Origin of the sequence: Rhodococcus sp. 852002-51564_SCH6189132-a (assembly GCF_001665495.1) — a bacterium.
In the GTDB taxonomy this organism is placed as follows: Bacteria; Actinomycetota; Actinomycetes; order Mycobacteriales; family Mycobacteriaceae; genus Rhodococcus; species Rhodococcus pyridinivorans.
This window is the reverse complement of sequence record NZ_LZMJ01000048.1, coordinates 39,509-57,450: the sequence shown is the minus strand read 5'-3', so window position 1 is coordinate 57,450 and position 17,942 is coordinate 39,509. Positions and strand designations below refer to the sequence as shown.

Genomic DNA, 17,942 nt, shown 5'->3' with positions numbered 1-17,942 from the left:
GAAAATCTACCCTCCTTCCCGTTGTCGAGCAGCCCGACACGCCGCCCCGAATCGAGGGCGTGAAATCGCGACAAGTCCGACGCGAACAGCACTAGTGTGTGCCGTGACTCACAACCCTGGGCCGGGACGGAACCGCCCGGTGCACGGCGGGGGTGGGTTCGCGGGCGACGAGCAGACCCGCGGCCGGATTCGCGCAAGCAACCGGAGGTCGCATGAACGCTTACGTACCGATCCTGGTACTCGGTGGCATCGCGCTTGCCTTCGCGGTCTTCTCCGTCGCGGTGGCGAGCCTCGCGGGCCCGAGCCGATACAACCGCGCCAAGCTCGATGCGTACGAGTGCGGCATCGACCCCACACCCCAGCCGGTGGGAGGTGGCCGCTTCCCGGTGAAGTACTACCTCACCGCGATGCTGTTCATCATCTTCGACATCGAGATCGTCTTCCTGTACCCGTGGGCGGTCCATTTCGACGCGCTCGGCGTCTTCGGTCTGGCGGCGATGGCGCTGTTCATGTTCAACGTCTTCGTCGCCTACGCCTACGAGTGGAAACGAGGAGGCCTGACATGGGACTGACGACCCGCGTGTACGACGGGATGTCCTGCCAGCGAAGGGGTTACGAGAGCGGACGACAAACGACCGGGCGTCCGGTCCGATTCCGGGGAAGGTGACGGGCGATGGGCATCGAGGAGAAGGTCCCCAGCGGTTTTCTGCTCAGCACCGTCGAGACCCTGGCCGGTTTCGCGCGCAAGGGCTCCTTGTGGCCGGCGTCCTTCGGGCTCGCGTGCTGCGCCATCGAGATGATGGCCACCGCCGGTGGCCGCTACGACATCGCCCGCTTCGGTATGGAGGCCTTCCGGGCCTCCCCGCGACAGGCCGACGTCATGATCGTCGCCGGCCGAGTCAGCCAGAAGATGGCTCCCGCCCTGCGCCGCGTCTACGACCAGATGGTCGAACCGAAGTGGGTGCTCGCGATGGGCGTGTGCGCCTCGTCGGGCGGCATGTTCAACAACTACGCGATCGTTCAGGGGGTCGACCACGTCGTCCCCGTCGACATCTACCTTCCGGGCTGCCCGCCCCGGCCCGAGATGCTCCTGCACGCCATCCTCATGCTGCACGAGAAGATCGCGCAGATGCCACTGGGTGTGAACCGGGCCGAGGCGATCCGCGCCGCCGAGGAAGCGGCCCTGGCCCAACGTCCCCTCATCGAACTGACGGTGCCGCCGCGATGACCGATCTCGAACGGACAGGATCCGACCACGACGACCGCGCCGACGAGGTGATCGCCGTCCGACGCGGCATGTTCGGGGTGCGTGGATCCGGTGACACCAGCGGCTACGGCCGCCTCGTGCGCCGGGTGACGCTGCCCGGCAGCACCGAGCGACCCTACGGCGGGTACCTCGACGACCTCGTCGACACGCTCGAGGACGTCCTCGACGAGCGATCCGGCGACACCGGCGTCGGCTATGCCCAGGCGGTCGAGAAGGTCGTCGCGCACCGCCACCAGCTGACCGTCTTCGTCCGCCGCGAACATCTGCCACTCGTGGCCCGCACCCTGCGCGACCATGCGGACCTCCGCTTCGAGCTGTGCCTCGGGGTCAGCGGGGTGCATTACCCGCAGGAGACGGGCCGCGAACTGCACGCGGTGTATCCGCTCGTCTCGATCACCCACAACCGCCGGATACGGCTCGAGGTCGCGATCCCCGACAGCGACCCGTACGTCCCCTCGCTCTACCGCACCTACCCGACGAACGACTGGCACGAGCGCGAGACCTACGACTTCTTCGGAATCGTCTTCGACGGGCACCCCGCGCTCACCCGCATCGAGATGCCCGACGACTGGCACGGACATCCCCAACGCAAGGACTACCCTCTCGGCGGCATCCCGGTGGAATACAAGGGCGCCCGGATCCCGCCACCCGACGAACGGAGGGCGTACACGTGACGAGCGAACCCGCGACCGAGACCGTCTTCGACGCCGTCGGACGCGACTGGGACGGCATCACCGCTGCCGTACGCGACAGCGGCGAGGACCACATCGTCGTCAACATGGGCCCCCAGCACCCATCCACCCACGGAGTGTTGCGCCTGATCCTCGAGATCGACGGCGAGACCGTCACGGAGGCCCGATGTGGAATCGGCTATCTGCACACCGGAATCGAGAAAGACCTCGAATTCCGCAACTGGACGCAGGGCGTCACCTTCGTCACTCGCATGGACTACCTCGCCCCGTTCCACAACGAGACGGCCTACTGCCTCGGCGTCGAGAAGCTGCTCGGCATCGAGGATCTCGTCCCCGAACGCGCGCAGGTCGTACGAGTGATGCTCATGGAACTCAACCGCATCTCCTCGCACCTGGTGGCGCTGGCCACCGGTGGCATGGAACTCGGCGCGACCACCCCGATGCTGTTCGGTTTCCGCGAACGCGAACTGATCCTCGACGTCTTCGAGACGATCACCGGACTGCGGATGAACCACTCCTACATCCGGCCCGGCGGACTGTCCCAGGACTTGCCCGACGAAGCCGTGCCGATGATCCGCGACCTGCTCGCCCTCCTACCCGGCCGGCTCGCCGATCTCGAAGCCCTGTTCACCGACAACCCCATCTTCATCTCACGCACCCGCGACATCGGCTGCCTCGACCTCACCGGCTGCATGGCCCTCGGGATCACCGGACCGATCCTACGGTCCACCGGACTGCCCTACGACCTGCGCCGCGCCGAACCCTACTGCGGCTACGAGACCTACGAGTTCGACGTCGTCACCGCAGAGGGATCCGACTGCTACGCGCGCTATCTCGTCCGGATCGGGGAGATGCACGAATCGTTGAAGATCGTCGAACAGTGCCTCGACCGGCTCCGCCCCGGACCGGTGATGGTCCAGGACGGCAAGATCGCCTGGCCGTCGGAACTGCAGCTCGGACCGGACGGACTCGGCAACTCGCCCGACCACATCCGGCACATCATGGGCGAGTCGATGGAGGGTCTGATCCACCACTTCAAGCTCGTCACCGAAGGCATACGTGTCCCCGCGGGACAGGTCTACATCGGCGTCGAATCGCCACGCGGCGAACTCGGCGTCCACATGGTCAGCGACGGCGGCACACGCCCGTACCGCGTGCACTACCGCGACCCGTCGTTCACGAATCTGCAGGCCGTCGCGGCGATGTGCGAGGGCGGCATGGTCTCCGACGTGATCGCTGCCGTCGCCAGCATCGACCCGGTGATGGGGGGAGTGGACCGATGAACACCGAATTCGTGCGGGCTGCGGGCGCGGAGACCACCGGCACCGCGGCCACGAGCGAGACCACCGCCGCCGTGCCGATGACCGAATCGGCCGGACGCGAACCCGTCCTCGTGCCGCTCGGACCGCGACCCGACGAGGACACCTATCTCACCCCACCTGACGCACCGCGCCGCTATCCCGACGACGCGCGCGCCCGCCTCGACGCCGACGCCGACCGGATCATCGCGCGCTACCCGCAGCCACGATCAGCGCTGCTGCCGCTGCTGCACCTCGTGCAGGCGGAGGACGGTTACATCACGCCGGCCGGCATCGAGTTCTGCGCCCGGCGGCTCGGACTCACCGGCGCCGAGGTCGCCGCCGTCTCCACCTTCTACACCATGTACCGCCGCTCGCCGACCGGCCGCCACCACGTCGGAGTGTGCACGAACGCGTTGTGCGCGACGATGGGCGGCGACGAGATCTTCTCCGCGCTGTGCACCCGGCTCGGCATCGGACACGACGAGACCACCGCCGACGGCGCGATCACCCTCGAGCACATCGAATGCAACGCGGCGTGCGACTACGCCCCGGTGATGACCGTCGACTGGGAACTGTTCGACAACCGCACTATCGACTCCGCGATCGAACTCGTCGACGACCTGCTCGCCGGCGGCACCCCCGCACCGACGCGCGGCGCCCCGCTGCGCAGCTTCCGCGACACCGCACGCCTGCTCGCGGGGATCCCCGACGACCGGCCCGGTGCGCTCGAGGCCGCCGGTACCGCCGGGCCGGCCTCCCTCGCCGGGCTCGAGGTCGCCCGCAAGCACGACATGCGGGCACCCGAACCGCCGGAGAATGACGAGGCCGTCGTCGCCGTCGGGAAATCACCGACAGGTCTGACCCCCGTACTCACCCGTTATTGGGCCGAGGAACAGGCGTGGACCCTCGACGCCTACCGGCGGCACGGTGGATACGAAGCCCTGCCCATCGCGCTCGGCATGGACCCGGATGCGGTCATCGCCGCAGTCAAGGATTCCGGGATCCGCGGTCGCGGCGGCGCCGGATTCTCCACGGGCACCAAGTGGTCGTTCATCCCGCAGGGCGACGACAAGCCGCACTATCTCGTCGTCAACGCCGACGAATCCGAACCGGGCACCTGCAAGGACATCCCGTTCATGCTGGCCACCCCGCATGCCCTCGTCGAAGGCGTGATCATCGCCGCCTACGCGATCCGCGCCCGGCACGCGTTCGTCTATCTCCGCGGCGAAGCCGTCCCGGTGCTGCGGCGCCTGCACGCGGCGGTCGCCGAGGCCTACGAGGCCGGTTATCTCGGACGCGACATCCTCGGCTCCGGATACGACCTCGAACTCGTCGTCCACGCCGGTGCGGGCGCATACATCTGCGGTGAGGAGACGGCGCTGCTCGACTCCCTCGAGGGCCGCCGCGGCCAACCACGCCTGCGCCCGCCCTTTCCCGCCGTCGCCGGCCTGTACGCATGCCCGACCGTCGTCAACAACGTCGAATCCATCGCGAACGTCCCGCTCGTCATCCGCAACGGTGTGGACTGGTACCGCTCGATGGGCACCGAGAAATCACCGGGATTCGCGATGTACTCGCTGTCCGGGCACGTCACCACCCCCGGCCAGTACGAGGCCCCGCTCGGCATCACCCTGCGCGAGCTGCTCGGCTACGCCGGAGGTGTGCGCGCCGGCCACCGGCTCAAGTTCTGGACACCCGGCGGTTCGTCGACCCCGATCTTCACCGACGAACACCTCGACGTCCCCCTGGACTACGAGAACGTCGCCGCCGCCGGGTCGATGCTCGGGACCCGGGCCCTGCAGATCTTCGACGAGACCACCTGCGTCGTCCGCACGGTGCTGCGCTGGACCGAGTTCTACGCGCACGAATCGTGCGGCAAGTGCACCCCCTGCCGCGAGGGCACCTGGTGGCTCGTGCAGATCCTCGAGCGGCTCGAACACGGCCGGGGCGCCGAAGCCGACCTGGAGAAGCTGCTCGACATCTCCGACAACATCCTCGGCCGGGCGTTCTGCGCGCTCGGGGACGGCGCGACCAGCCCGATCACGTCGTCGCTGAAGTACTTCCGCGACGAATACGTCGCCCACTTCGAGCACGGCGGCTGCCCGTTCGACCCGCACCTGTCGACGCTCGCCGCCGACGCCCCCGCGGAAGGAGGCGAGCGATGACCGCAGTGTCCGGTGCCGGTGCGGAGAAGTCCGAGACCACCGACCTCGTGAACGTCACCATCGACGACACCGAGATCGCCGTGCCCAAGGGCACTCTCGTGATCCGCGCCGCCGAACTGATCGGGGTCCAGATCCCGCGGTTCTGCGACCACCCGCTGCTCGAACCGGTCGGTGCGTGCCGCCAGTGCCTCGTCGAGGTCGAGGGCCAGCGCAAACCGCTCGCCTCGTGCACCTCCGTGGTCACCGACGGGATGGTCGTGCGCACCCAGTTCACCTCACCGGTGGCCGACAAGGCCCAGCGCGGCGTGATGGAACTGCTGCTCATCAACCATCCGCTCGACTGTCCGGTATGCGACAAGGGCGGCGAGTGCCCGCTGCAGAACCAGGCGATGTCCAACGGACGCGCCGAGTCCCGCTTCGAGGACACCAAACGCACCTACCCGAAACCCATCGCGATCTCCTCGCAGGTGCTCCTCGACCGCGAACGGTGCGTGCTGTGCGCGCGGTGCACCCGCTTCGCCGACCAGATCGCGGGCGACCGGTTCGTCGACATGCTCGACCGCGGGGCGCTGCAGCAGGTCGGTATCTACACCGAGGAACCGTTCGAGTCGTACTTCTCCGGCAACACTGTCCAGATCTGTCCGGTCGGCGCGCTCACCGGCGCCGCCTACCGGTTTCGCGCCCGCCCGTTCGATCTGGTCTCCACGCCGAGTGTGTGCGAACACTGCGCGAGCGGCTGCGCCCAGCGCACCGACCATCGTCGCGGTGCCGTGCTGCGCCGACTCGCCGGGGACGACCCCGAGGTCAACGAGGAATGGAACTGCGACAAGGGACGCTGGGCGTTCACCTACGCTACCGCCGACGATTGCCTCACGACACCGCTCGTCCGCGACGATACCGGAGCGCTCGTCCCCGCCTCGTGGATCGAGGCGCTCGGCGTCGCCGCCCGCGGGCTCGCGGCGGCGCGCGGTAGGGCCGGGGTGCTCACCGGTGGCCGGCTCACCGTCGAGGACGCCTACGCGTACGCGAAGTTCGCGCGAACGGCGCTCGGCACCAACGACATCGACTTCCGCAGTCGAGCCCTGTCGGGGGAGGAGACGGACTTCCTCGCCTCGCGGGTCGCCGGGCGGCGCCTCGACGTCACCTACCGCGACCTCGACCGCGCGCCGGCGGTGCTCCTCGTCGGATTCGAGCCGGAGGAGGAGTCGCCGATCGTCTTCCTGCGGCTGCGCAAGGCGGTCCGGCGGAACAGGCTGCAGGTCTTCACGATCGCACCGTTCGCCTCGCGCGGTGTCCACAAGCTGTCGGGCCGGGTCGAACAGTGCGTCCCGGGCGACGAGGCACGCGCGCTCGACGCGATCCGCACCGGCGCATCCGCCGATGCCGCGGCGGCGCTCGGGACTCCCGGTGCGATCGTGCTGGTGGGGGAGCGGGCCGCAGCATCGCCCGGCACGCTGTCCGCCGCTGCGGCCCTCGCCGACGAGACCGGAGCCCGCCTCGCGTGGATCCCGCGCCGCGCCGGTGATCGCGGAGCACTCGAAGCCGGCGCCTTCCCGACACTTCTCCCCGGCGGTCGCCCGATCGGCGACCCGCAGGCCCGGCGCGACATCGAGTCGGCGTGGGGTCTACCGGCCGACACCCTGCCGTCGGAGCCGGGCCGCGACACCGACGCCATCCTCGCCGCGGCCGCCGAAGGTGATGTGGCTGCGCTCGTGGTCGCCGGCGTCGACCCCGCCGACCTGCCCGACCCCGATGCCGCACTCGCGGGTCTCGACGGTGCCGGCTTCGTCGTGAGTCTGGAAGTGCGACGCAGCGCGGTGACCGACCGCGCCCACGTCGTCTTCCCCGTCGCGCCGGTGGTCGAGAAGGCCGGGAGCTTCCTCGACTGGGAGGGACGCGAACGTGCCTTCCCGATCGCCCTCCGCGACACCGGAGCACTGCCCGACCACCGGGTGCTCGCGGCGATCACCGACGCGATGGACCTCGATGGAGGCCTCGACGATCCCGGCCCCCACGACGTCGAGACCCTCCGCCACGAACTCGCGGAGCTCGGACGATGGACGGGCACCGTTCCCGAATCGCCGGGAGTGTCCCCGCGACCCCCGCGACGTCCCGTTCTCGGGGAAGCGGTCCTCGCCACCTGGCGGATGCTCCTCGACGCGGGCCGGTTGCAGGACGACGAACCGCACCTCGCCGGAACGGCGCACGAACCCGTCGCCCGTCTGTCGGCCGCGACAGCCGCGGAGATCGGCGCCGCCGACCATCATTCGATCACCGTCTCCACCGAGCGCGGCTCGATCACGCTGCCGCTGGTGGTCGACGACCTGCCCGACCGTGTCGTCTGGCTGCCCACCGCCTCACCAGGATCGATGGTGCACGCCGATCTCGGTGTCACCGCCGGTGACGTGGTGCGGATCCGGGCCACCGCCACGACGGGCTCCGGATCGGACGAGGAGGATCCGCGATGAGCGTCACCGCCCAGCCCGTGGACCTGTCGATGTTCGGCATCGACCCCTGGTGGCTCGTCGTCGTCAAGGCCGTGGCGATCTTCGCGTTCCTCGTCCTGACGACCCTCGTGATGATCCTCGCCGAACGCAAGATCATGGCCTGGATGCAGATGCGGGTCGGACCCGACCGGGTGGGGCCGAAGGGACTGTTCCAGACCGTCGCCGACGGTCTGAAACTCGCGCTCAAGGAAGGCATCATCCCTACCGGGGTGGACAAGCCGATCTACATGCTCGCCCCGATCATCGCGACGGCCCCGGCGTTCATGGCGTTCGCGGTCATTCCCTTCGGGCCCGAGGTGTCGATCCTCGGGAACCGGACGCCGCTGCAGCTGACCGATCTTCCCGTCGCGGTGCTCTACGTCCTGGCGATCACCTCCGTCGGCGTCTACGGGATCGTGCTCGCCGGTTGGGCCTCGGGTTCGACCTATCCGCTGCTCGGTGGTCTCCGCTCGACCGCGCAGGTCATCTCCTACGAGATTGCGATGGGACTCGCGTTCGCCGCGGTCTTCCTGCAGGCGGGCACGATGTCGACCTCGGGCATCGTCGCCGCGCAGAACGACCTGTGGTTCGTCGTGCTGCTGCTGCCGTCCTTCCTGGTGTACTCGGTGTCGATGGTGGGGGAGACCAACCGCGCCCCCTTCGACCTGCCCGAGGCCGAGGGCGAACTCGTGGGCGGTTTCCACACGGAGTACTCGTCGCTGCGGTTCGCGATGTTCATGCTCGCGGAGTACGTCAACATGGTCACCGTCTCCGCGCTCGCGACCACCCTGTTCCTCGGTGGCTGGCACGCGCCGTGGCCGCTGACACTGTGGAGCGGCGCGAACTCGGGCTGGTGGCCGCTGCTGTGGTTCGTGATCAAGGTGTGGGTCGTGCTGTTCGTCTTCGTGTGGCTGCGCAGCACCCTGCCGCGACTGCGCTACGACCAGTTCATGGCCCTGGGCTGGAAACTGCTCATCCCCGTCTCGGTGGTGTGGGTGATGATCGTGGCCGCGCTGCGCATCCTCGACACCGACGACGTCCTGCCCGGCACCGCGAGCCTCATCGTCGCCGGGGTGCTGTCCACCGCCCTGCTGTTCGCCTACCTCACCCTGCAGGGGCGGCGGAGCCGGCGCATCGCACAGGCGACGGAACCACCCGCCGGCGTCGACGAGGAGTTCGACGCCATGGCCGGAGGTTTCCCCGTGCCGCCACTACCTGCTCGGTCGAGCACCCGATCGAGTCCGCCCGCCCCGGCGGGTCGTCTCCCAGGAGGATCGTGATGGTCGAATTCCGCGGCCCGCTCGCCGGTTTCGGTGTGACGCTCACGACGATGTTCAAGAAGCCCAACACCGAGCAGTATCCGGAACAGAAGAGACCCACCGCCCCCCGCTATCACGGACGCCACCAGCTCAACCGGTATCCGGACGGACTCGAGAAGTGCATCGGCTGCGAACTGTGCGCGTGGGCCTGCCCCGCCGACGCCATCCACGTCGAGGGTGCCGACAACACCGACGAGGAGCGGTACTCGCCCGGCGAACGGTACGGGCGCGTCTACCAGATCAACTACCTGCGGTGCATCGGCTGCGGATTGTGCATCGAGGCGTGCCCGACCCGCGCGCTGACGATGACGAACGAGTACGAGATGGCCGCCGACAACCGAACCGACATGATCTACGAGAAGGACCGCCTGCTCGCGCCGCTCGAACCCGGGATGCAGCCACCCCCGCATCCCATGGCACCCGGCGCCACCGACGAGGACTACTACCGGGGCACGATCCCCGTCCCGGAACATACGTCCGCCGCCGACGGGGAGGAACACCGGTGACCACCGCGCTGCTCGCCGCCGAACTCACCACGACCTCCACCGGGGAGGCCGTGCAGTTCTGGATCCTCGGTGCCGTCGCGGTACTCGGGGCGCTCGGTGTCGTCGTCGCCCCGAAGGCCGTGTACTCGGCGCTGTTCCTCGCCATGACGATGATCGTGCTCGCCGTCTTCTACATCGCGCAGGATGCGTTGTTCCTCGGTGTGGTGCAGATCGTCGTCTACACCGGCGCCGTGATGATGCTGTTCCTGTTCGTGCTCATGCTCGTCGGTATCGACTCCGCCGACTCCCTCGTCGAAACCATCAAGGGACAGCGCGTTCTCGCGATCGTCGTGGCGGTCGGCTTCGCGGCGATGCTCATCGGTGGCATCGGGAACACCGCGGTCTCCGGCTTCGCGGGACTCGACGCGGCCAACGCCGGCGGCAACGTCGAGGGCCTGGCGGTGCTGCTGTTCATCGACTACGTCTGGGCGTTCGAACTCACCGGAGCGCTGCTCATCACCGCCACCGTCGGTGCGATGGTGCTCGCCCACCGGGAACGTCTGCAGCCGAGGCAGACCCAACGCGAACTCGCCGCACGCCGGTTCCGCGAAGGGGAGCGCGTCACACCGCTGCCGGCCGCGGGTGTCTATGCCCGCCACAACGCCGCCGACGTCCCGGCCCTGCTCCCGGACGGATCGTTCTCCGAACTGTCTGTCGGTGAGCTGCTCGGCCGCATCGGGCGCGACTGGGACCACACCGAACTCGGCCTGCGCGAACCCGGCGACGACGCGAGGAAGGATCGGCGATGAACCCCGAGAACTACCTCTACCTGTCGGCGCTGCTGTTCACCATCGGCGCGGTAGGAGTTCTCCTGCGCCGCAACGCGATCGTCGTATTCATGTGCGTCGAGTTGATGCTCAACGCCGCGAACCTGGCCTTCGTCACCTTCGCGCGGATGCACGGCAACCTCCACGGACAGGTGTTCGCCTTCTTCACGATGGTCGTCGCGGCCGCCGAGGTCGTCGTCGGCCTCGCGATCATCGTGACCATCTTCCGGACGAGGCGATCGGCCTCCGTCGACAACGCCGACCTGCTCAAGTACTGACGACCCCACGAGGACGGTGAGTGTGAGAGCCCACGACGAACCGAGAGGACACGCGGCATGACTTCGTTCCTGAACTCGGCGCTGTGGACGATACCGGCACTGCCCCTGGCCGGCGCGTTCGTTCTGCTGCTCCTCGGGCGTCGCAGCGACCGCTGGGGACATCTACTCGGGTGCGCCACGGCAATCGCCTCGTTCGTCGTCGGCGCCGCCATGTTCGCCGGACTGCTCGGACTCGACGCGAGCGAGAGGCTCGCGCAGCAGACCGTGTTCACCTGGGTGCCGGTCGGAGAACTGCAGGTCGATCTCGGACTGCGGCTCGACGCGCTGTCGATCTGCTTCGTACTGCTCATCACCGGCGTGGGCTCGCTGATCCACCTCTACTCGATCGGCTACATGGCGCACGATCCGGAACGCCGGAAGTTCTTCGCCTATCTCAACCTGTTCCTCGCGGCGATGCTGGTGCTCGTCCTCGCCGACAACTTCCTCGTCCTGTACCTCGGGTGGGAGGGCGTCGGTCTCGCCTCCTACCTGCTCATCGGCTTCTGGCAGTACAAGCCCACCGCCGCGACCGCCGCGAAGAAGGCGTTCGTCGTCAACCGCGTCGGCGACATGGGGTTGCTCATCGCTCTCATGATCATGTTCGCGACCTTCGGCAGCCTCGACTACGACACGGTCTTCGCCTCGGTCCCCGCCGCGACCGAAGGCACGGTGACGGCGATCGGCCTGTGTCTGCTCCTGGCCGCGTGCGCGAAATCCGCTCAGCTGCCGCTGCAGTCGTGGCTCGGCGACGCCATGGAGGGCCCCACCCCCGTCTCCGCACTCATCCACGCCGCGACCATGGTCACCGCCGGTGTCTACCTCGTGGTCCGCGCGAACGCGATCTTCGACGCCGCACCGTCCGCACGACTCGCGGTGGTGATCGTCGGCGCCGCGACGCTGCTCTTCGGCGCGATCATCGGCTGCGCCAAGGACGACATCAAGAAGGCGCTCGCGGCATCGACGATGAGCCAGATCGGCTATATGGTGCTCGCCGCCGGTCTCGGCCCCGCCGGGTACGCCTTCGCGATCCTGCACCTGCTCACCCACGGCTTCTTCAAGGCCGGACTGTTCCTCGGCGCCGGCTCGGTGATGCACGCGATGAACGACGAGACCGACATGCGCCGCTACGGCGGACTGCGCGCGGTCATGCCGATCACCTTCGCCACCTTCGGGCTGGGCTACCTCGCGATCATCGGCATCCCGCCGTTCGCCGGGTTCTTCTCCAAGGACAAGATCATCGAGGTGGCCTTCGCCGCCGGCGGTGTCGAAGGCCTCGTGCTCGGTGTCGTCGCGCTGCTCGGTGCGGGACTGACCGCCTTCTACATGACCCGCGTGATGATCCTGACCTTCTTCGGCGACCGGCGATGGGCGCCCGACGCCGTCCCGCACGAGTCGCCGGCCTCGATGACCTGGCCGATGATCGCTCTCGCCATGGGCTCGGTCGGTGCCGGCGGTCTGCTGGTGTTCGGTGGCTCGTTGCAGCACTGGCTCGAACCCGTCGTCGGCTACGACCATCACGAAGGTGGTTTGCCCGTCTGGCTCGTCACCACCGTCACGCTGGCGGTCGTGCTCGCCGGTGTCGCCGTCGCCTACCGGCAGTACGTGCGCGCACCGGTCCCGGCGACGGCACCCGAAGCGGTGTCGGCGCTGACCGTCGCCGCGCGTCGCGACCTCTACGGCGACGCCGTGAACGAAGCGGTGTTCATGCGTCCCGGTCAGGGTCTGGTGCGCGCCCTGGACGGCGTGGAATCCACCGGCATCGACGGCTCCGTCACCGGTGCCGCCACCGGGATCGGTGCGCTCTCGCGCGGACTGCGCCGGCTGCAGACCGGCTTCGTCCGTTCGTACGCGTTGTACATGTTCGCCGGCGCGACCGTCGTGGTCGGCGCGCTCGTCCTGATGACGCTGTGATGGGGGTGTACTGGTGACCACCGTTCCCTGGTTGACGATCCTGTGGGTGCTCCCGCTGCTCGGCGCCGCCGCGATCGCGGCCCTGCCCGCACGCCTCGGTTCCGCCACCCGGTCGATCGCCCTGACGGTGTCGATCGCCGTTCTGGTGGTCGCGGTGATCGTTGCCGTCGGATTCGACCGCGCGGGAGAGCGTTTCCAGTTCGTCGAATCGCACGACTGGATCCCCTCGTTCGGCGCCGGCTACCGGCTCGGCGTCGACGGCATCGCCCTGGTGCTGGTCCTGTTGACCGCCGCGCTCGTGCCGTTGCTCCTGGCCGCCGGATGGCACGATCACCGCGCCGCCGACGAGGACGCCGGCGCGGCCCGCCCACGCTCCGCGCACACCTATGTGGCGCTGATCCTGCTCGTCGAGTCGATGGTGCTCGTGTCGTTCACCGCCCTCGACATCCTGCTGTTCTACGTCTTCTTCGAGGCGATGCTCGTCCCGATGTACTTCCTCATAGGCGGGTTCGGGTCGCCGGGGACACCGCGTGCCGACCGGGCACGAGCCGCCGTGAAGTTCCTGCTGTACAACCTGCTCGGCGGACTGGTGATGCTCGCCGCGTTGATCGGCCTGTACGTGGTCACCGCCCGATCCGGGCTGGGGGAGACCGCGGGAGTGGGCACCTTCGACGTCCGGACCGTCACCGCCGCCGCCGTCGCCGGTGATCTCGACGCAACCCCCGCCGTGCTCGCCGCACTGTGTTTCGGTTTCCTCGTCGCCTTCGCGGTGAAGGCTCCACTGTGGCCGCTGCACGGGTGGCTACCCGACGCGGCGGTGCGGACCACGCCGGTCGCGGCGGTGCTCATGATGGCAGTGGTCGACAAAGTCGGCACCTTCGGCATGCTGCGCTACTGCCTGCAGCTCTTCCCCGACGCCTCGGTGACCTTCGCGCCGGTCGTGGTGACTCTCGCCGTCATCGGCATCGTCTACGGCGCGGTGCTCGCGATCGGTCAGACCGACGTGATGCGCCTGATCGCCTACACCTCCATCTCGCACTTCGGGTTCATCGTCCTCGGCATCTTCGCGCTGACCTCGCAGGGGCAGGCCGGCTCGACGCTGTACATGGTCAACCACGGGATCTCCACGGCCGCACTGTTCCTCATTGCCGGTTTCCTCGTCTCGCGGCGCGGAGACCGCACCATCGCCGCCTATGGCGGGGTGCAGAAGGTCGCTCCGGTCCTCGCCGGAACCTTCCTCGTCGCCGGACTGGCGACCCTGTCCCTGCCCGGGCTCGCGCCGTTCGTCAGCGAGTTCCTCGTCTTCGTCGGCACCTATCCGCGCTACCAGGTGGCTGCGGTGATCGCGACACTCGCGCTCGTGCTGTCCGCGCTCTACGTGCTGTGGCTCTACCAGCGCATGATGGGCGGACCCGTGCGCCTGCCCGGTGGGGACGACGGTGACGACGGGAACGGCGGTGCCGAACACGCCCGCAGGCTCTCCGATCTCGTGCCTCGTGAGGTCGCGGTGGTCGCGCCGCTGATCGCGTTGCTGCTCGTTCTGGGGATCTATCCGAAACCCGCGCTCGATGTCATCACCCCGGCGGTCGACGACACGCTCGTCTCGATCGACATCTCCCGGCCCGAACCGGTGGTGCCCGCCGAGCGACCCGTCGCCGAGAGCGGTGTTCCCGCGCACGGTTCCGAGGAAGGTGAAGCCGAATGAACCCCTCCGAGGGCATCGTCGTTCTAGCCGCATCAATTCCCGCCCCGGCGATCGACTACGGACTGATCGCACCGATCCTCATCGTCTTCGCCGCCGCCGTCGTCGGTGTGCTGATCGAGTCGTTCGCGCCGGCCTCGGCACGCTACCTCGCCCACGTGCTCCTGACGACGGGTGCGCTCGTGGCGGCGTTCGTCGCCGTGGTGATGCTCGCGGGAACCGGTGCGACCACCCTGTCGGGGGCGGTCGTGATCGACGGACCGGCGCTGTTCCTGCAGGGATCGGTCCTGATCGTGGCGGTGCTGTCGGTTGCGCTCGTCGCGGAACGGAGTATCGAACAGGTTCGCGCGCAATCGGTTTCCCGCGCCGCGGCCGGTGCGCATCTCGACGCATTCGCGCCCCAGGCGTCGGCGATTCCGGGTACCGCGGCCGAACGGCAGGCGCTCGCGGCGGGCGGCGCACGGACCGAGGTCTTCCCGCTCCTGCTGTTCGCGGTGGGCGGGATGCTCGTGTTCCCGGCCTCGAACGACCTGCTGACGATGTTCGTCGCGCTCGAAGTGCTGTCGCTGCCGCTGTACCTGCTGTGCGGTCTGGCGCGGCGCCGGCGGTTGCTCTCCCAGGAAGCGGCGCTGAAGTACTTCCTGCTGGGTGCGTTCTCGTCGGCGTTCTTCCTGTACGGGGTGGCGATGCTCTACGGCTACGCCGGGACCGTCCACCTCGGTGGGATCGCCCTGGCCATCGACACCGGTGCGGGCAGCGAGACCACCGCGCTCGTCGGGGTGGGTCTGCTGGCCGTCGGGTTGCTCTTCAAGATCGGGGCGGTGCCCTTCCATTCGTGGACGCCGGACGTCTATCAGGGCGCGCCGACGCCCGTGACGGCGTTCATGGCCGCCGCGACGAAGATCGCCGCATTCGGCGCACTGCTGCGTGTGCTCTACGTCGCGGTTCCCGGTTCCGCCGACCAGTGGCGTCCGATCCTGTGGGCCGTTGCGATCGCGACGATGATCGTCGGTGCGGTTCTGGCGGTGACGCAGAACGACATCAAGCGCATGCTCGCGTACTCGGCGATCAGCCATACCGGATTCGTGCTCACCGGTGTCGTGGCCGGCACCGCGTCCGGGGCGTCGTCGACGTTGTTCTATCTGCTCGTCTACGGGATCGGGACGGTCGGTGTGTTCGCCGTGGTGACGCTGGTGCGCGACCCGGAAGGCGAGACGTGGGAGCTGTCGCGCTGGGCCGGTGTCGGGCGGCGCTCACCGTTGCTCGGCGGGGCGTTCGCGCTGTTCCTGCTGTCGCTGGCGGGCATTCCGCTCACCAGCGGGTTCATCGCGAAGTTCGCGGTCTTCGGTGCGGCGATCGAGGGCGGTGCGGCTCCGCTCGTGATCGTCGGTGTGCTGGTCAGTGCGGTCGCCGCCTACTTCTACGTGCGGGTGATCGTGCTGATGTTCTTCACCGACCCGACCGACGACGCCCCGCGGCTCGCGACCTCGACCGTGGCGACGAGCGCGGCGATCGCGTTCGCGGCGGTGGCGACGGTGCTGCTCGGCATCCTGCCGCAACCCGTCCTCGACCTCGCCGAGCGGGCGGCGGTGTTCGTGCTCTGACCACGAGCGGGCGCGGGCAGGGAATGTCGCGACCGTCGTATCGGTTCCACCTCCCGAGGAGGCGTAATGACCGATACACGCAACGCGATTCTGGCAGGCGGATGCTTCTGGGGTATGGAGGAGCTGATCCGGAGGCAGCCCGGGGTGGTGTCGACGCGGGTCGGCTACACCGGTGGGCAGAACGATCACCCTACCTATCGCAACCATCCGGGGCACGCGGAGTCCGTCGAGATCGTCTACGACCCCGCACGGACCGACTACCGGGCGCTGCTCGAGTTCTTCTTCCAGATCCACGATCCGACCACCCTGAACCGGCAGGGCAACGACGTCGGGGCGTCCTACCGTTCTGCGATCTTCTACCTCGACGACGAGCAGAAGCAGGTCGCGGTGGACACCATCGCCGACGTCGAGGCGTCGGGTCTGTGGCCCGGCACGGTGGTCACCGAGGTGACTCCCGCGAGCACCTTCTGGGAGGCCGAACCCGAGCACCAGGACTATCTCCAGCACTACCCGAACGGGTACACCTGCCACTTCCCGCGGCCGGGCTGGAAGCTGCCGAACAGTCGCATCGCCGACGCGGCGAACTGAATCACGCGCACGGGTGGTTCCTTCCGCGGATCCGTATCGTGGAGGTACAGGTTGTGACGCCACTGCGGAGGAGTGCTCGATGGGAATGTTCGGCAAGGCTATGAAGAGCGCCGCCGTGGTCAAGGCGATCCAGGTCGCCCGACGCGAAGCGGCCAAGCCCGAGAATCAGCGCAAGGCCAAGGAGATGCTCACCAAGCTGCAGCAGAAGCGCCGCGGCTCGCACTGATCTGCCCCTCGCCGATCCGTTGTCCACCCGGGCAGCGGATCGGCGTGCAGGCTCACCGGTTTCGTTGTGCCGCCGGTCCCGCTCGGGACCGAGCCTCAGCGGTGCTGCTGCTTCACGAGGGTGAACTGCTGGACGTCGATGAGGCGACGTCGGAAATTCGCGGCGCACCCGGTGAGGTACCTGATGTATCGCTGGTAGACCTCCTCGGAGGCCATCCGCACCGCGTCGTTGCGCCGCGCCTCGAGGGCTCGCGCCCACAGGTCGAGCGTGCGAGCGTAATGAGGTTGCAGAGACTCGATGTTCTGCACCCAGAAGCTGTTGCGTTGTGCGCCGGTGATGACCAGATCCCGGTCGGGGAGCTGTCCTCCGGGGAAGATTTCCCTCATGATGAACCGCAGGAACAGTGCGTCCTCGCGGGTGACCGGCACCTTCATCGCCTCGAACTGGGCGCGGGAATGACCCACGATGGTGTGCAGCAGCATCCTGCCGTCGCTGGGCAGGATGCGCGAGGCGCGGTCGAAGAAGGTGTCGTACCGCTGTCGGCGGAAATGCTCGAACGCTCCGATGCTGACAATGCGGTCCACCGGCTCGTCGAACTCCTCCCAGCCTTGTAGACGCACTTCCGCGGTACGGCCTCCGGAGGACATGCCCGAGAGCAGACCGGACACGTGTTCGTACTGGTTGCGGCTCAACGTCAGACCGATGACGTGCACGTCGTATCGCTCCGCCGCCCGCATCATCGTCGAGCCCCAACCGCAACCGATATCCAGCAGCGTCATCCCGGGCCGGAGATCGCACTTACGGGGAGCAAGATCGACTTTCGCGATCCGAGCTTCCTCGAGGTTCATGTCGTCGCATTCGAAGTAGGCCCAACTGTACGTGCGCGTGGGGTCGAGGAACAGTTCGAAGAAGTCGTCGGACAGGTCGTAGTGGGTCTGGACCTTCTCGTAGAACGGCGTCAGTTGCTGCATTCGGACCTACTCTCCGCGAGGAGTGGGACACGAGTTCCGGTGCGGGGCGTCGGTGCGTCCCGGCGATACACCGCTATCGGT

The 17,942-nt window shown here is 68.2% G+C and carries 16 protein-coding genes; 15 read left to right on the top strand and 1 reads right to left on the bottom strand.

Annotated features, from left to right (window positions below):
• Positions 1 to 212: 212 nt before the first annotated feature.
• The 15 genes from A5767_RS11570 to A5767_RS23345 all read left to right on the top strand — a co-directional run bounded on the left by A5767_RS11570 (position 213) and on the right by A5767_RS23345 (position 16,890).
• Entirely contained in the window at positions 213 to 572 is a 360-nt protein-coding gene (locus A5767_RS11570) for an NADH-quinone oxidoreductase subunit A (RefSeq protein WP_016935086.1), read from the top strand.
• A 101-nt stretch (positions 573 to 673) separates the two neighbouring features.
• Positions 674 to 1,228 (top strand): NuoB/complex I 20 kDa subunit family protein, encoded by a 555-nt coding sequence (locus A5767_RS11565; RefSeq protein ID WP_006554043.1) that lies wholly within the window; start codon positions 674 to 676, stop codon positions 1,226 to 1,228.
• Complete coding sequence (locus tag A5767_RS11560) at positions 1,225 to 1,941, top strand: NADH-quinone oxidoreductase subunit C (protein ID WP_006554042.1); 717 nt, start codon at positions 1,225 to 1,227, stop codon at positions 1,939 to 1,941. The genes A5767_RS11565 and A5767_RS11560 overlap by 4 nt, the downstream gene beginning before the upstream one ends.
• Positions 1,938 to 3,242 (top strand): NADH-quinone oxidoreductase subunit D, encoded by a 1,305-nt coding sequence (locus A5767_RS11555; RefSeq protein ID WP_064852367.1) that lies wholly within the window; start codon positions 1,938 to 1,940, stop codon positions 3,240 to 3,242. Before A5767_RS11560 ends, A5767_RS11555 begins: the two co-directional genes overlap by 4 nt.
• Positions 3,239 to 5,425, top strand: a complete 2,187-nt coding sequence (nuoF, locus tag A5767_RS22615) for an NADH-quinone oxidoreductase subunit NuoF (protein ID WP_082937675.1) — start codon at positions 3,239 to 3,241, stop codon at positions 5,423 to 5,425. The genes A5767_RS11555 and nuoF overlap by 4 nt, the downstream gene beginning before the upstream one ends.
• On the top strand, positions 5,422 to 7,893 hold the full coding sequence (locus A5767_RS11545) for an NADH-quinone oxidoreductase subunit G (RefSeq protein WP_064852366.1): 2,472 nt from the start codon (positions 5,422 to 5,424) through the stop codon (positions 7,891 to 7,893). Before nuoF ends, A5767_RS11545 begins: the two co-directional genes overlap by 4 nt.
• Positions 7,890 to 9,191 (top strand): NADH-quinone oxidoreductase subunit NuoH, encoded by a 1,302-nt coding sequence (gene nuoH / locus A5767_RS11540; RefSeq protein WP_006554038.1) that lies wholly within the window; start codon positions 7,890 to 7,892, stop codon positions 9,189 to 9,191. Before A5767_RS11545 ends, nuoH begins: the two co-directional genes overlap by 4 nt.
• Positions 9,191 to 9,736 carry an NADH-quinone oxidoreductase subunit NuoI gene (gene nuoI, locus A5767_RS11535; protein ID WP_064852365.1) on the top strand — a complete coding sequence of 182 codons (546 nt, stop codon included), beginning with the start codon at positions 9,191 to 9,193 and terminating at the stop codon, positions 9,734 to 9,736. The genes nuoH and nuoI overlap by 1 nt, the downstream gene beginning before the upstream one ends.
• Complete coding sequence (locus A5767_RS11530; RefSeq protein ID WP_006554036.1) at positions 9,733 to 10,524, top strand: NADH-quinone oxidoreductase subunit J; 792 nt, start codon at positions 9,733 to 9,735, stop codon at positions 10,522 to 10,524. Before nuoI ends, A5767_RS11530 begins: the two co-directional genes overlap by 4 nt.
• Positions 10,521 to 10,820 (top strand): NADH-quinone oxidoreductase subunit NuoK, encoded by a 300-nt coding sequence (gene nuoK, locus A5767_RS11525; RefSeq protein ID WP_006554035.1) that lies wholly within the window; start codon positions 10,521 to 10,523, stop codon positions 10,818 to 10,820. Before A5767_RS11530 ends, nuoK begins: the two co-directional genes overlap by 4 nt.
• 57 nt (positions 10,821 to 10,877) lie before the next feature.
• Positions 10,878 to 12,770, top strand: coding sequence for an NADH-quinone oxidoreductase subunit L (nuoL, locus tag A5767_RS11520; protein WP_064852364.1), 1,893 nt, complete (start codon positions 10,878 to 10,880; stop codon positions 12,768 to 12,770).
• 13 nt (positions 12,771 to 12,783) lie between these two features.
• On the top strand, positions 12,784 to 14,475 hold the full coding sequence (locus tag A5767_RS11515; protein WP_006554033.1) for an NADH-quinone oxidoreductase subunit M: 1,692 nt from the start codon (positions 12,784 to 12,786) through the stop codon (positions 14,473 to 14,475).
• Positions 14,472 to 16,076: an NADH-quinone oxidoreductase subunit NuoN gene (gene nuoN, locus A5767_RS11510; RefSeq protein ID WP_064852363.1), complete on the top strand. Its 1,605-nt coding sequence runs from the start codon at positions 14,472 to 14,474 to the stop codon at positions 16,074 to 16,076. The genes A5767_RS11515 and nuoN overlap by 4 nt, the downstream gene beginning before the upstream one ends.
• Before the next feature lie 66 nt (positions 16,077 to 16,142).
• Positions 16,143 to 16,664 carry a peptide-methionine (S)-S-oxide reductase MsrA gene (gene msrA / locus A5767_RS11505; protein WP_064852362.1) on the top strand — a complete coding sequence of 174 codons (522 nt, stop codon included), beginning with the start codon at positions 16,143 to 16,145 and terminating at the stop codon, positions 16,662 to 16,664.
• 79 nt (positions 16,665 to 16,743) lie between these two features.
• Positions 16,744 to 16,890: a hypothetical protein gene (locus A5767_RS23345; RefSeq protein WP_197483238.1), complete on the top strand. Its 147-nt coding sequence runs from the start codon at positions 16,744 to 16,746 to the stop codon at positions 16,888 to 16,890.
• Positions 16,891 to 16,985: 95 nt separating this feature from the next.
• On the opposite strand, the gene A5767_RS11500 is transcribed toward A5767_RS23345, so the two are convergent.
• Positions 16,986 to 17,861 carry a cyclopropane mycolic acid synthase family methyltransferase gene (locus A5767_RS11500; protein WP_064852361.1) on the bottom strand — a complete coding sequence of 292 codons (876 nt, stop codon included), beginning with the start codon at positions 17,859 to 17,861 and terminating at the stop codon, positions 16,986 to 16,988.
• Positions 17,862 to 17,942 lie beyond the last annotated feature (81 nt).

What these genes read in the sequence shown, in the direction of transcription:
- A5767_RS11570 (WP_016935086.1), top strand. Translation starts at nt 213, where the DNA reads ATGAACGCTTACGTACCGATCCTGGTACTCGGTGGCATCGCGCTTGCC.
- msrA (WP_064852362.1), top strand. Translation starts at nt 16,143, where the DNA reads ATGACCGATACACGCAACGCGATTCTGGCAGGCGGATGCTTCTGGGGT.
- nuoK (WP_006554035.1), top strand. Translation starts at nt 10,521, where the DNA reads ATGAACCCCGAGAACTACCTCTACCTGTCGGCGCTGCTGTTCACCATC.
- nuoL (WP_064852364.1), top strand. Translation starts at nt 10,878, where the DNA reads ATGACTTCGTTCCTGAACTCGGCGCTGTGGACGATACCGGCACTGCCC.
- nuoF (WP_082937675.1), top strand. Translation starts at nt 3,239, where the DNA reads ATGAACACCGAATTCGTGCGGGCTGCGGGCGCGGAGACCACCGGCACC.
- A5767_RS11565 (WP_006554043.1), top strand. Translation starts at nt 674, where the DNA reads ATGGGCATCGAGGAGAAGGTCCCCAGCGGTTTTCTGCTCAGCACCGTC.
- A5767_RS11545 (WP_064852366.1), top strand. Translation starts at nt 5,422, where the DNA reads ATGACCGCAGTGTCCGGTGCCGGTGCGGAGAAGTCCGAGACCACCGAC.
- A5767_RS23345 (WP_197483238.1), top strand. Translation starts at nt 16,744, where the DNA reads ATGGGAATGTTCGGCAAGGCTATGAAGAGCGCCGCCGTGGTCAAGGCG.
- A5767_RS11560 (WP_006554042.1), top strand. Translation starts at nt 1,225, where the DNA reads ATGACCGATCTCGAACGGACAGGATCCGACCACGACGACCGCGCCGAC.
- nuoI (WP_064852365.1), top strand. Translation starts at nt 9,191, where the DNA reads ATGGTCGAATTCCGCGGCCCGCTCGCCGGTTTCGGTGTGACGCTCACG.
- A5767_RS11500 (WP_064852361.1), bottom strand. Translation starts at nt 17,861, where the DNA reads ATGCAGCAACTGACGCCGTTCTACGAGAAGGTCCAGACCCACTACGAC.
- nuoN (WP_064852363.1), top strand. Translation starts at nt 14,472, where the DNA reads ATGAACCCCTCCGAGGGCATCGTCGTTCTAGCCGCATCAATTCCCGCC.
- nuoH (WP_006554038.1), top strand. Translation starts at nt 7,890, where the DNA reads ATGAGCGTCACCGCCCAGCCCGTGGACCTGTCGATGTTCGGCATCGAC.